This window comes from Pseudomonas sp. C1C7 (genome assembly GCF_013359595.1).
GTDB lineage: Bacteria > Pseudomonadota > Gammaproteobacteria > Pseudomonadales > Pseudomonadaceae > Aquipseudomonas.
The window spans coordinates 1-12,769 of sequence record NZ_JABFMP010000008.1 but is presented as its reverse complement, the minus strand read 5'-3'; the positions used below and the strand labels follow the sequence as shown (position 1 = coordinate 12,769).

At 61.2% G+C, this 12,769-nt stretch carries 9 protein-coding genes; 8 read left to right on the top strand and 1 reads right to left on the bottom strand.

Annotation, left to right across the window (positions count from 1 at the left end; genetic code table 11):
- Positions 1–8 precede the first annotated feature (8 nt).
- From dgcA to HNO86_RS08655, 7 genes are all read left to right on the top strand, one after another.
- Positions 9–2,069 carry a dimethylglycine demethylation protein DgcA gene (gene dgcA, locus HNO86_RS08685; protein ID WP_175376593.1) on the top strand — a complete coding sequence of 687 codons (2,061 nt, stop codon included), beginning with the start codon at positions 9–11 and terminating at the stop codon, positions 2,067–2,069.
- Positions 2,070–2,215: 146 nt separating this feature from the next.
- Entirely contained in the window at positions 2,216–4,162 is a 1,947-nt protein-coding gene (gene dgcB, locus HNO86_RS08680; RefSeq protein WP_175376592.1) for a dimethylglycine demethylation protein DgcB, read from the top strand.
- Positions 4,162–5,382, top strand: coding sequence for an electron transfer flavoprotein subunit alpha/FixB family protein (locus HNO86_RS08675; protein WP_175376591.1), 1,221 nt, complete (start codon positions 4,162–4,164; stop codon positions 5,380–5,382). Before dgcB ends, HNO86_RS08675 begins: the two co-directional genes overlap by 1 nt.
- Before the next feature lie 15 nt (positions 5,383–5,397).
- Positions 5,398–6,168 (top strand): electron transfer flavoprotein subunit beta, encoded by a 771-nt coding sequence (locus HNO86_RS08670; protein WP_175376590.1) that lies wholly within the window; start codon positions 5,398–5,400, stop codon positions 6,166–6,168.
- A gap of 130 nt (positions 6,169–6,298) precedes the next feature.
- Complete coding sequence (locus tag HNO86_RS08665; RefSeq protein WP_175376589.1) at positions 6,299–6,865, top strand: GNAT family N-acetyltransferase; 567 nt, start codon at positions 6,299–6,301, stop codon at positions 6,863–6,865.
- Positions 6,866–7,024: 159 nt separating this feature from the next.
- Positions 7,025–7,801 carry an RHS repeat-associated core domain-containing protein gene (locus HNO86_RS08660; RefSeq protein WP_256672583.1) on the top strand — a complete coding sequence of 259 codons (777 nt, stop codon included), beginning with the start codon at positions 7,025–7,027 and terminating at the stop codon, positions 7,799–7,801.
- Between the two features lie 159 nt (positions 7,802–7,960).
- Positions 7,961–9,145, top strand: a complete 1,185-nt coding sequence (locus HNO86_RS08655) for a retropepsin-like aspartic protease (protein ID WP_256672582.1) — start codon at positions 7,961–7,963, stop codon at positions 9,143–9,145.
- 788 nt (positions 9,146–9,933) lie between these two features.
- Here HNO86_RS08655 and gbcA read toward each other — a convergent pair.
- Positions 9,934–11,229: a glycine-betaine demethylase subunit GbcA gene (gene gbcA, locus HNO86_RS08650; RefSeq protein WP_175376586.1), complete on the bottom strand. Its 1,296-nt coding sequence runs from the start codon at positions 11,227–11,229 to the stop codon at positions 9,934–9,936.
- Positions 11,230–11,514: 285 nt separating this feature from the next.
- Between gbcA and gbcB the strand changes: the two genes are divergently transcribed.
- A complete protein-coding gene (gene gbcB, locus HNO86_RS08645; RefSeq protein WP_175376585.1) occupies positions 11,515–12,615 on the top strand; it encodes a glycine-betaine demethylase subunit GbcB in 1,101 nt (366 codons plus the stop codon).
- Positions 12,616–12,769 lie beyond the last annotated feature (154 nt).

The window sequence follows — 12,769 nt, the reverse complement described above, 5'->3', positions numbered from 1 at the left end:
AACCCGCCATGGCTTTCGAAGCAATGTTCCAGCCGATCCAGATCGGCAAACTGACCATCCGTAACCGCGTGCTCAGCACCGCGCACGCCGAGGTCTACGCGACCGACGGCGGCATGACCACCGACCGGTACGTCAAGTATTACGAAGAGAAGGCCAAGGGCGGGATCGGCCTGGCGATCTGCGGCGGTTCGTCCGTGGTCGCCATCGACAGCCCGCAGGAATGGTGGAGCTCGGTGAACCTGTCCACCGACCGCATCATCCCGCACTTCCAGAATCTGGCCGACGCCATGCACAAGCACGGCGCCAAGATCATGATCCAGATTACCCACATGGGCCGTCGCTCGCGTTGGGACGGTTTCAACTGGCCGACCCTGATGTCGCCGTCGGGCATCCGTGAACCGGTGCACCGTGCCACCTGCAAGACCATCGAGCCGGAAGAAATCTGGCGGGTGATCGGCAACTACGCGCAAGCGGCCCGTCGCGCCAAGGCCGGTGGCCTGGACGGCGTTGAACTGTCGGCCGTGCACCAGCACATGATCGACCAGTTCTGGAGCCCGCGGGTCAACAAGCGTACCGACGAGTGGGGCGGCACCTTCGAAGGCCGCATGAAGTTCGGTCTGGAAGTGCTCAAGGCCGTGCGCGCCGAAGTCGGTGACGATTTCTGCGTGGGCATGCGTATCTGCGGCGACGAGTTCCACCCGGACGGCCTGTCCCACGAGGACATGAAGCAGATCGCCAAGTATTACGACGACACCGGCATGCTCGATTTCATCGGCGTCGTGGGTTCGGGTTGCGACACCCACAACACCCTGGCCAACGTGATCCCGAACATGAGTTATCCACCGGAGCCGTTCCTGCACCTGGCGGCCGGTATCAAGGAAGTGGTCAAGGTTCCGGTGCTGCACGCGCAGAACATCAAGGACCCGAACCAGGCCACCCGTATCCTGGAAGGCGGCTATGTCGACATGGTCGGCATGACCCGTGCGCACATCGCCGACCCGCACCTGATCGCCAAGATCAAGATGGGCCAGGTCGACCAGATCAAGCAGTGCGTCGGTGCCAACTACTGCATCGACCGTCAGTATCAGGGCCTGGATGTGCTGTGCATCCAGAACGCGGCGACCTCCCGTGAATACATGGGCCTGCCGCACATCATCGAGAAAACCACCGGCAAGAAACGCAAGGTGGTGGTGGTCGGTGCAGGTCCCGCGGGGATGGAAGCGGCTCGTGTGGCCGCAGAGCGTGGCCACGACGTAACCCTGTTCGAGAAGAAGGAATTCATCGGCGGGCAGATCACCACCGCGGCCAAGGCGCCGCAGCGTGATCAGATCGCCGGTATCACCCGCTGGTATCAGCTGGAACTGGCGCGCCTGAAAGTCGACCTGCGCCTGGGCACCGCGGCGGATGCGCCGACCATCATGGACCTGCGTCCGGATGTGGTGGTGCTGGCCGTTGGCGGTCATCCGTATCTTGAGCAGAACGAACACTGGGGCGCGGCTGAAGGCCTGGTGGTCAGCAGCTGGGACGTGCTCGACGGCAAGGTCGCACCGGGCAAGAACGTGCTGGTCTACGACACCATCTGCGAGTTCACCGGCATGTCCACCGCCGACTTCCTGGCCGACAAGGGCAGCCAGGTCGAGATCGTCACCGACGACATCAAGCCGGGCGTGGCGATCGGCGGTACGTCGTTCCCGACCTACTACCGCAGCATGTACCCCAAAGAAGTGATCATGACCGGCGACATGATGCTGGAGAAGGTCTACCGCGAAGGCGACAAGCTGGTGGCGGTGCTGGAAAACGAATACACCGGCGCCAAAGAGGAGCGGGTGGTGGACCAGGTGGTCGTGGAAAACGGCGTGCGCCCGGACGAAGCGATCTACTACGCGCTCAAGGAAGGTTCGCGCAACAAGGGCCAGATCGACGTCGAAGCCCTGTTCGCGATCAAGCCGCAGCCATGCCTGGAACAGAGCGGCGACGGCTACCTGCTGTTCCGCATCGGCGACTGCGTGGCCCAGCGTAACGTGCATGCGGCGATCTATGACGCACTGCGGTTGTGCAAGGATTTCTAAGTCAGGCTAACCCCCTGTAGGAGCTGCCGAAGGCTGCGATCTTTTGATCTTTGAAAGTCGCGACATTTGAAGATCAAAAGATCGCAGCCTGCGGCAGCTCCTACACCGACCGCGTTTCTCCAAGTTGTATTGGTGGGAGCTTCACCATGTTGAACACCCTTCTTCCAATCCTGTTGTTCGCAGCCCTGGGCCTCGCGGTTCTGGGCGCGTTGCGGCGGGTGGCCATGTGGCGTCGGGGCCGGGCCTCGAAGGTCGATCTGATCGGCGGCCTGTTCGCCATGCCCAAGCGCTACATGGTCGACTTGCACCATGTCGTCGCGCGGGACAAATACATCGCCAACACCCACGTGGCCACGGCCGGTGGTGCGGTGGCGTCCATCGTGCTGGCGATCCTGGTGCACGGTTTCGGCCTGCATAACCGCATCCTCGGTTACGCACTGCTGTTGATGTCGGCGGTGATGTTCGTCGGTGCGATCTTCGTTTACCTGCGTCGTCGCAACCCGCCTTCGCGCCTGTCGAAAGGCCCGTGGATGCGCCTGCCGAAAAGCCTGCTGGCGTTCTCGGCGTCGTTCTTCCTGGTGACCCTGCCGGTGGCCGGGATCCTGCCGGAAAACTTCGGGGGCTGGCTGCTGGCGGTAATTCTCGGCATCGGCGTGTTGTGGGGCGTGTCGGAACTGTTCTTCGGCATGACCTGGGGCGGCCCGATGAAGCACGCCTTCGCCGGTGCCCTGCACCTGGCCTGGCACCGCCGTTCTGAGCGCTTCGGCGGGGGTCGTTCGACCGGTTTGAAACCTCTGGATTTGAATGATCCTGCCGCGCCGCTGGGCGTGGAAAAGCCCAAGGATTTCACCTGGAATCAACTGCTCGGCTTCGATGCCTGCGTGCAGTGCGGCAAGTGCGAAGCCGCGTGCCCGGCCTTCGCCGCCGGCCAGCCGCTGAACCCGAAAAAACTCATCCAGGACATGGTCGTCGGTCTGGCCGGCGGCAGCGATGCCAAGTTCGCCGGCAGCCCTTATCCAGGCAAACCGATCGGCGAACACAGCGGCAACCCGCATCAACCGATCGTCAACGGTCTGGTGGACGCCGAAACCCTGTGGTCCTGCACCACCTGCCGTGCCTGCGTCGAGGAATGCCCGATGATGATCGAGCACGTCGATGCCATCGTCGACATGCGTCGCCATCTGACCCTGGAAAAAGGCGCGACCCCGAACAAGGGCGCCGAAGTGCTGGAAAACCTGATCGCCACCGACAACCCGGGCGGCTTCGCCCCGGGCGGACGGATGAACTGGGCGGCGGACCTCAACCTCAATCTCATGAGCGAGAAGAAGTCCACCGACGTGCTGTTCTGGGTCGGCGACGGCGCCTTCGACATGCGCAACCAGCGCACCCTGCGCGCCTTCGTCAAAGTGCTCAAGGCGGCGAAAATCGACTTCGCCGTGCTGGGCCTCGAAGAACGCGACAGCGGTGACGTGGCTCGTCGCCTCGGTGACGAAGCGACCTTCCAGTTGCTGGCCAAGCGCAACATCCAGACCCTGGCCAAATACAGCTTCAACCGCATCGTCACCTGCGATCCGCACAGCTTCCACGTGTTGAAAAACGAGTACGGCGCATTCGACGGCAACTACCTGGTGCAGCACCACAGCACCTACATGGCGGAAATCATCGACGCCGGCGCCTTGAACCTCGGCCAGCACAAAGGCGACAGCGTGACCTATCACGACCCGTGCTACCTGGGCCGCTACAACGGTGAATACGAGGCACCGCGTCAGGTACTGCGCGCCCTCGGCATCGAGGTCAAGGAAATGCAACGCTCCGGTTTCCGCTCGCGCTGCTGCGGCGGTGGCGGTGGTGCGCCGATCACCGACATTCCGGGCAAACAGCGTATTCCCGACATGCGCATGGAAGACATCCGCGAGACGGGTGCCGAACTGGTGGCCGTGGGTTGCCCACAGTGCACCGCGATGCTCGAAGGCGTGGTCGAACCCCGGCCGTTGATCAAGGACATTGCCGAACTGGTGGCTGACGCGCTGCTTGAAGACGAAGCGCCGAAGTCTGCCTCGGCGGCCAAACGCGAACCTGCGGAGGTGCACTGATGAGCGACATTATCCGCCGCGACCCCCGCGCCGAATGGATCGCCCGTAACCGGCTGCATCCGCTGCACGCGGCCATGCAACCGGCGCAACACAGCTGGATGGGGCCCAACGGCGTCATCCGCAAGAACCTGCACGGCATCGGTTTCATCGGGCCGAACGGGATCAAGCGTATCGACCGCAGCGGCGCGCAACAGGGCGGGACGGCCAAGCGCTCGACCGCCGTTGAAGTGCAGTTGCCGCTGCATCAGGTGGCGCAACCTGCGTTCTACATCAGCGTGGTGCCGGACATGGTCGGTGGCCGCCTGAGCAGCCACGACCGCGACTTGCTCGGCCTGGCCCATCAGCTGGCCGGCAAGGACGGCGCGGTGTTGGCGGTGGTCTTCGGCGAGCACAAGGAAAACGCCTTCGCCACGGCGGGCGTCGACCGCCTGCTGGTGCTGGAAGGCGAGGAATTCAGCGGTTATGCACCGGAGCAACGTGTCCAGGGCTTGCGGGCTGTGGATAACCAGTTCAATCCACGGCACTGGCTGCTGCCGGACAGCCGCACCGGTGGCGGGGAACTGGGCCGGCGTTTCGCCGCGGCCCTGGGCGAACGCCCGGCCACGCGGGTCTGGCAGGTCAAGGACGAAACCTGTACCGGCCGTGCTGGCGCCGGTCTGCAGGACCTGGCCCGGCCGCTGGCGCGCCTGATCCTGGGCGCCGTCGAATGCGCCGAGCCGGTCAGCGAAACCCGTCACGAAGCATTGCCGGTGGCGTTATCCACAGCCGTCGCGCGCAGTTTGTCGCGCATCGAGGATCTGGGCGCGGTGGCTGTGGACCCGGCAGCGATTCCCATGGCCGAAGCGGAGTTCATCTTCTCCGGCGGCAACGGGGTCAAGGACTGGGACCTGTTCCACCAGACCGCCGCAGCATTGGGCGCCACCGAAGGCGCGTCCAGGGTGGCGGTGGACGACGGCTTCATGGGCCGCGACCGTCAGGTCGGCGCGTCCGGTACCTGGGTCACTGCGCGGGTCTATGTGGCGGTGGGGATTTCCGGGGCGATCCAGCACCTGCAGGGCATCGGTGCCTGCGACAAGGTGGTGGCGATCAACCTCGACCCTGGCTGCGACATGATCAAACGGGCCGACCTGTCGGTGATCGGCGAGAGCGCCGAGATTCTTCGAGCCTTGATCGCGGCGGTAGAGGCTTATCGCAACGACGCCAAGCGCGATGCGGCTTAAGGGAAGGAAAGGGTTATGAGCACGAAAATCATCAGCCTGGTGTCCATCGGCGCCCACCCGACCTCCGGTCGTCCGCGTCGCGCGGAACAGGATGCGCGGGCGGTGGAATTGGGTCTGCAACTGGCTGGGGATAACTTGCAGGTGCTGCATGCTGGCGACGTGGCCGAGCCGGCGCTGCGGGCTTATCTGGGCATGGGCCTGGAACAGCTGCACGTGCTGGAACAGCCCGAGGGCGCCGATGCGCTACCGGCATTGACGACCTATCTGCGCGATGCCGGCGCCCAAGTGGTGTTGACCGGCAGTCAGGCGGAAACCGGCGAAGGCTCCGGCATGCTGCCGTTCCTGTTGGCTGAAGGCCTCGGTTGGCCGCTGGTGGTGGGATTGGCCCAGGTCGAATCCATCGACGGCGGTTCGGCGCTGGTGCTGCAAGCCTTGCCCCGTGGTCAGCGTCGTCGACTCAAGGTGCGCCTGCCGTTTCTGGCCACTGTGGATAACGCCGCCCCCAAGCCTCGGCAGAGCGCCTACGGCCCGGCCCGGCGCGGGGTGTTGCAGGCCGATGAAGTCGAAGTGGTCGATGATGAGCTGTTGGCGGTCGCCACCCTGCAACCGGCCAAGCCACGGCCAAAGCGCCTGAAGGTGATCAAGGCCAAGAGCGGTGCCGACCGGATGAAAGCCGCAACGGCGAAAGCCAGTGGCGGCGGTGGACAAGTGCTCAAGGGTGTTACGGCGCAAGCTGGGGCTGAAGCGATCCTCAAACTTCTCATCGAAGAAGGCGTGGTTCGCTGATTCTCTTTGTAGGAGCTGCCGAAGGGCTGCGATCTTTTGATCTTGTTTTTAAAGACCAAAGTCAAAAGATCGCAGCCTTCGGCAGCTCCTGCATAAAGCTCAAAAAGCAGCCGAAATTTATGGGGAAACAATGACAGTTGAATTTCGTTCCGCCGTCCGCGCGGACGCGCGGGAGATTGCGCGCCTGTTCCAGATTTCATCCGAAGGCGCTTCAGATTACATCTGGAGCCAGATCGCAGAACCCGGTCAGGATCTGCTCGACGTCGGCGCCATCCGCTATGCCCGCGACGACGTGGATTTCTCTTACCAGAACTGCCTGATCGCCGAAGCGTACGGGCAGGTCATCGGCATGATGCACAGCTACGTGATGCGCCACGATCCATTCGCCGAACCGGTCACCGACCCGGTGCTGGCGCCCTACGCCACCATGGAAATTCCCGACACCCTCTACATCTCCAGCCTCGCGCTGCACGAGGGCTGGCGTAACCAGGGCCTGGGCAAACAGTTCCTCGCCTACGCCTACGACCGCGCCAACCAGCTGGGCCTCAACGGCCTGAGCCTGATCGACTACGCCGCCAACACCGGCGCCCGACGCTTCTACGAACGCCACGGCTTTCGCATCGTCGACACCTGCCAGATCACACCGCACCCGATGATTCGCGTCACCGGCGAGGCCTACCTGATGTATCGCCCTTAGGGGCAAACACGATCCCTGTAGCAGCCGGACGCAGGCTTCGCCAGCTGCTACATGATTTTTGGCAGTCCCGAAGAGGACTATCAGTTCTGCTAGTGTCGATTTTCACTTCGCTTTGCTACGGTATCGAACAGCTGAAACGCCTCTACGAGGATGCCGACGATGCCTGCTTCCCGTCCCTCCCCACACTCTGCCGCGCGCGTCTTGCTGCTGGTCAGCGACGTGCAACAGAGCGTTCTCGCCGAACTGGACCGAACAGGTCCGAATCGACTCGCCTATACCCCCTACGGCGCGCAAAGCAGCCTGCTGGCTGCCGGTACTCACCTCGGTTTCAACGGGCAGCTGCGCGAGCGATCAACCGGCCGCTACCATCTGGGCAACGGGCATCGGGTGTACAACCCGGTGCTGAAGCGTTTTCAAAGCCCTGATCGGCTCAGTCCGTTCGAGGAAGGGGGATTGAATGCGTATGCCTATTGCAAGGGGGACCCGCTGAACTACACGGACCCGACGGGTGAGTTCATGGCGAGCGTTTTACCAATCATTCAACGAGGCCTGACGGTTGCGCTGCACACCTTTGCTCCGGTGGCCTTTATCTTCGGCTCCAAGGTTTCAGGCGTCGCTCTGCACGCCACCCGATTCAGTTTGGGCGGTTCTGTCATCAGTGTTGTGGGGGCAACCATGCAGTTAGGGGGATCCCCGGCCGGCGCCATCGTCCAGACCGTAGGGACATCGGCCTTGATCGTGGGGGCGGCCACTCGCGCAGCTGTCGCAGTCAAGAGTGCGTACCAGAGCAATATGTTGTGGAAAACAGTGAAAAACAACGTCAAAAACATCGTGGGTTGGCCTGACGCTGCGAAACCACCCAAATCTCCTGCTCCGCTGACGTCCGTAGGATCAGTGAGCGATCTCAATACACCCAAAGAAATAAGAAGCGCCTAATGACGGCACTGATTCCTGTAAGCACTCAAAGAGCCACACTGAACTACATTTTCTAGGTGCGCTGGTCAGGGTGCAGCATGCAGTCATGGAGCTTTCAGAGGTTCAGCGCTTGTTCATAAAACCTGGTTTTTATGAGTGGGTTGGGCCATGAAGCGGCTGATGCGATTGCTCCTTGCCTGGGTTGTCCTGGTGTCGACGGGATTGCCGGCCGCTACCCGGCTGAATGCGCCTGAGCCGGGCTTCTATCAATGGCTGGCCTCCGAGCAGGGGCGCAAAGCCTCCCTGATGCAGTTGCGCGAGCGCTGCGAACTTGTGCCGGAGCCCGGGAAAAACCTCGACTGCTCGGTGACGGTGATCGCCCGGATGTTCGAGCTCAAGGCCGCCAACCAGCTGCCGGACTTCTACCTGGCGGTTCAGCGCCGACACGCTCGGGCGATCAAGGCTGACCCGGAGCTGAACATCCTCTTTTCGATGTTCGGCGAGCAATCCCTGGCGACGCTGCGCAAGACTGGCGATTTCACGACAAAGCGTGCGTCTCAGCGCGAAGTGCTGAAGATTCATCCATACGCCAACGACCGTTTCGTCGCGCAAGAGGTGTTGCCCTTCATCGATGTCAGCGCGGCCAACGGTCATTCGGCACGTTTCGTCCTCGACACCGGAGCGCCGCAAACCCGGGTCAACATCGATACCGCAAAGCAGATGGGCATCAGGCTGCTGAGCGACTCCCATTACGCCTACAGCACGTTTTACGGCGAGAACAACCTGTCGGCCAGGCTTGGAGTCATCGAGTCGCTGAAAATCGGTTCAAGCGAGTTCAGGAACGTGCTGGTGTTTGTAAGCGCCAGGGACAACCTGTTGGGGCTGGACCTGATCAGCAAGTTGGGCCGTCTGAAAATCACCCGCAAGACCCTGGAGCTCAACCCCGCACCTTCCCCGCGCTGCGATTCGCCGATCACCTACACCCGCATGGACCTCAACCAGCGCCTGACCATCGCCGCCAGCCTGGACAACCGCAACACCCAGGCCATCGTCGATACCGGCAATGTCGACTACCTGACCTCCGCCTTGCCCGGCCAACAGGTCAACGTGGTGCAAACCCTCACCCCTGGGGCCTCACGCCCGGATAACGCCGACCGGCAGCGCTATCAATCCTTCAAGGGTGTGCTGAACCTGCCCGGTCACAGCCTGCCGATCACCTACAAATACTATCCCGGCTTCACCATCCCGACGTCCTGGGTGAGGGGGCGCTATGTGCCGTCGGTTCTACTGGGGTGGCAGGCGTTCGATGAGTTTGAATTGAATCTGGATATCGAGGCGGGGCGCTCGTGTTTTAACAAGGTTTGAAGGCTTGGAATGATTTAGAACGTGTTTACCCACAATCCCTGTTGGCGGATCTGTGGATAACGTGTTCGCCCCTTGCGCAGGCCCTTGTGAACCGAGGCCTGTAGCCCTTCGTTCAAAAAACAACCAGCCTAACCTACGGTTTTTCATGGGTTTTTTCAGAGGATAAGGGCGCGACTTGCCCCCAATCTCTGTTGGCGCTTCTGTGGATAAGATGTTCGTTTAGCGCTGGAGGCCTTGTAGAGCGTGGCTTCCGAAGAGTTGGTTAAAAAACACTCAAACTGCTGCTTCTATCCCCCTTTGCATGCTGAAAGGGTTGGAAAATCAAGGTCTCCAGCGGTTTTCCACAGTGCTCGTGAAGTTGTACCCAAAGTCTGTTGGTGCATCTGTGGATAAGGTGTTCGCCATACGCTACGCACCACGTATTTCGTGCTTTTCAGAGGCTTGGTCAATAAATGATCAGGTGCCGGAGAAAACCGTCGCTCTGAATAAGTCACGGATTTTCTTCAGATTCTGTGGAGAAAAATTTCAGTCTTTCCACAGTTGTCCCCATTTGCTGTGGGTGGAGATGTGGATAACTTGTTTGCGGAAGGCTGGGGGCCTTGTGGGGCTTAGCGCCGAACGGAATAGATCATATTTCGTACAGTTCTAGTGGGCGAGGGTATCAGGGAGAGATGCGGTGATTGTAAGGGCGCTTTCGCGAGCAAGCCCGCTCCCACAGGGGATTTGTGAGCGACACAGATCCAATGTGTGAGCGGGCTTGCTCGCGAAGCTTTTGGCTTTGCGGTTGATCAGCCGCTGACGGCAACTCCCTTGAGGTACGGCGCAGGCTCGGCGCCCAGGTTGTTCAGCATGCGACCGCTGTACCAGTCGATGAAGTTCACCACACCGAACTCATAGGTCTTGGAGTATGGGCCTGGCTGGTAGGCGGTGGAGTTGATGCCGCGCTGGTTTTCCTCGGCCAGGCGACGGTCCTGGTCGTTGGTGGCGTCCCAGACCTGGCGCATGCGTTCCACGTCGTAGTCCACGCCTTCGACAGCGTCTTTGTGGACGAGCCACTTGGTGGTGACCATGGTCTCCTGGGCGCTGATTGGCCACACGGTGAAGACGATGATGTGGTCGCCCATGCAGTGGTTCCAGGAGTGCGGCAGGTGCAGGATGCGCATCGAGCCCAGGTCCGGGTTCTTGATGCGGCCCATGAGTTTGGAGCAGCCCTGCTTGCCGTCCATGGTCATCGACACGGTGCCCTTGAGCAGTGGCATGCGCACGATGCGGTTACGCAGGCCGAAGCTGGCGTGGGCGTAAGGGATCTTCTCGGCTTCCCAGGCAGCGGCGGAGGCCGCGACGTGGTCCTTGAACGCCTGGTCGGCGCGCGGGTCGGTGACGTCGTCCCATTCCAGCAGGGTTTTCAACAGTTCAGGGTGTGAGCCGCCGCAGTGGTAGCACTCGCGGTTGTTTTCCAGCACCAGTTTCCAGTTGGCTTTCTCCATCAAGGTGGTTTGCACCGCCACCTTGGTGTTTTCCATGTCGTACGGTTCCATGTAGTGAGTCAGCGTCGCCAGGAACTCATCGATGGCCGGCGGGTTTTCCGCCAGGCTGATGAAGATGTAGCCGCCGGCGGTTTTCACGTTCACGGGCTTGAGGCCGTATTGCTTCATGTCGAAGTCGGCGCCCATTTCGGTGCCGGCGAACAGCAGGCGACCGTCGAGTTCGTAGGTCCACTGGTGGTAGTGGCAGACCAGCTTGGCGACCTTGCCCTTGTCGCTGGTGCACAGGCGCGAGCCGCGGTGACGGCAGACGTTGTGGAAGGCGTGCACGACGCCGTCGGCGCCACGGATCACGATGATCGGGTTCTTGCCGACCTGCAGGGTCATGTAGTTGCCCTTGGCCGGAATCTCGCAGGTCATGCCGGCGATCAACCACTCTTTCTGGAAGATCTCCTGCATGTCGATATCGAACAGGCGCTCGTCGGTGTAGAACGGCTGCGGCAGCGAGAAGGTGCGCTCGCGCTCCTGCAGCATCTGGGCGGTGGCCTTGCGTGCGGGTTCCAGCGGATCGCCCAGGCTCAAGGTAGTAGTGACGTCCATCGTGTAGGTCCTCAAGGCCATCTGCGTGGCCGCGAATAGTGGCTGATCAGGTTTGCAACGCAAGGTATGGAAAAACGGTTGTCCTGTTGGAGGCGAGTGTGGGGCCGGCGCAGGCCAGAACCTTATCCATGGGCGACATGGTGCAATCTGTTCCCGACGCGCAAGCCCCGGTGGTTGGGGGCTGGTCGCGATAAGCATGTGAATGTCGCAGATAGGTAAATGGATGGTTCACGCTATACGCAGAATCGCCATCATGAGGCCGACAGTCGGCTGTGGAGAACAAGCATGTCCAACACCTTCCTGAACCCGGTAACCACCCAGACCTGGGCCAATGGCCGACATATTGTCCGTTGCGTCAAAGTCATCCAGGAAACCTGGGATGTGCGCACCTTCTGCTTCATGGCCGACCAGCCGATCATGTTCTTCTTCAAGCCGGGGCAATTCGTCACCCTGGAGCTGGAGATCGAAGGCCAGCCGATCATGCGTTCGTACACCATTTCCAGCTCGCCGTCGGTGCCGTACAGCTTCTCGGTGACCATCAAGCGCGTACCGGGCGGCAAGGTTTCCAACTGGCTGCACGACACCCTGCACGAAGGCCAGGAACTGGCAGTGCACGGCCCGGTCGGTCTGTTCAACGCCATGGACTTCACCGCGCCGAAAGTGCTCTACCTCAGCGGTGGCGTCGGTATCACCCCGGTCATGTCCATGGCGCGCTGGTTCTACGACACCAACGGCAACGTGGATATGGTGTTCATCCACAGCGCTCGTTCGCCCAAAGACATCATTTATCACCGCGAGCTGGAGCAAATGGCATCGCGGATCGAGAACTTCAATCTGCACATCATTTGCGAAAAGCATGGCATGGGTGAGCCCTGGGCTGGCTATCGCGGATACCTGAACCATCGGATGCTGGAATTGATGGCGCCGGACTTCATGGAGCGCGAAGTGTTCTGCTGCGGCCCGACGCCGTATATGACTGCAGTCAAGCGCTTGCTGGAAGGTGCCGGCTTCGACATGAAGCGTTACCACGAAGAATCCTTCGGTGCGACCCCGCCAGAAGCGCGCGCCGATGCCGTGGAACACGCCGAACAGGCGGCAGATGCGCCGCAAGTCGACGCCGCGGACCTGCACCAGGTTGAATTCACCGCATCGGGCAAAAGCATCCGCGTGGCCCCGGGTGAAACCGTACACGCCGCCGCTGCCAAGGTCGGCCTGATGATCCCGAAAGCCTGCGGCATGGGCATCTGCGGCACCTGCAAGGTACTGAAGCTGGGCGGGGAAGTGGAGATGGACCACAACGGCGGGATCACCGAAGACGACGAAGCCGAAGGGTTCATCCTGTCGTGCTGCAGCATTCCGAAGGGGGATGTGCGGATCGAGTATTAATTCGCTCCCACAGTTGTTATGTGTGGATCATAAAATCCGAAAACACCCATGCCTCCCTGTAGGAGCTGCCGCAGGCTGCGATCTTTTGATCCTGTTTTTTAAAACAAAATCAAAATTTCGCATCCTGCGGGATCTCCTACAGGGGTACGGGTAT

Bases quoted from the DNA above. Each gene is read 5' to 3' on its own strand.
- dgcA (WP_175376593.1), top strand. From the start codon at position 9: ATGGCTTTCGAAGCAATGTTCCAGCCGATCCAGATCGGCAAACTGACC.
- dgcB (WP_175376592.1), top strand. From the start codon at position 2,216: ATGTTGAACACCCTTCTTCCAATCCTGTTGTTCGCAGCCCTGGGCCTC.
- HNO86_RS08675 (WP_175376591.1), top strand. From the start codon at position 4,162: ATGAGCGACATTATCCGCCGCGACCCCCGCGCCGAATGGATCGCCCGT.
- HNO86_RS08670 (WP_175376590.1), top strand. From the start codon at position 5,398: ATGAGCACGAAAATCATCAGCCTGGTGTCCATCGGCGCCCACCCGACC.
- HNO86_RS08665 (WP_175376589.1), top strand. From the start codon at position 6,299: ATGACAGTTGAATTTCGTTCCGCCGTCCGCGCGGACGCGCGGGAGATT.
- HNO86_RS08660 (WP_256672583.1), top strand. From the start codon at position 7,025: ATGCCTGCTTCCCGTCCCTCCCCACACTCTGCCGCGCGCGTCTTGCTG.
- HNO86_RS08655 (WP_256672582.1), top strand. From the start codon at position 7,961: ATGCGATTGCTCCTTGCCTGGGTTGTCCTGGTGTCGACGGGATTGCCG.
- gbcA (WP_175376586.1), bottom strand. From the start codon at position 11,229: ATGGACGTCACTACTACCTTGAGCCTGGGCGATCCGCTGGAACCCGCA.
- gbcB (WP_175376585.1), top strand. From the start codon at position 11,515: ATGTCCAACACCTTCCTGAACCCGGTAACCACCCAGACCTGGGCCAAT.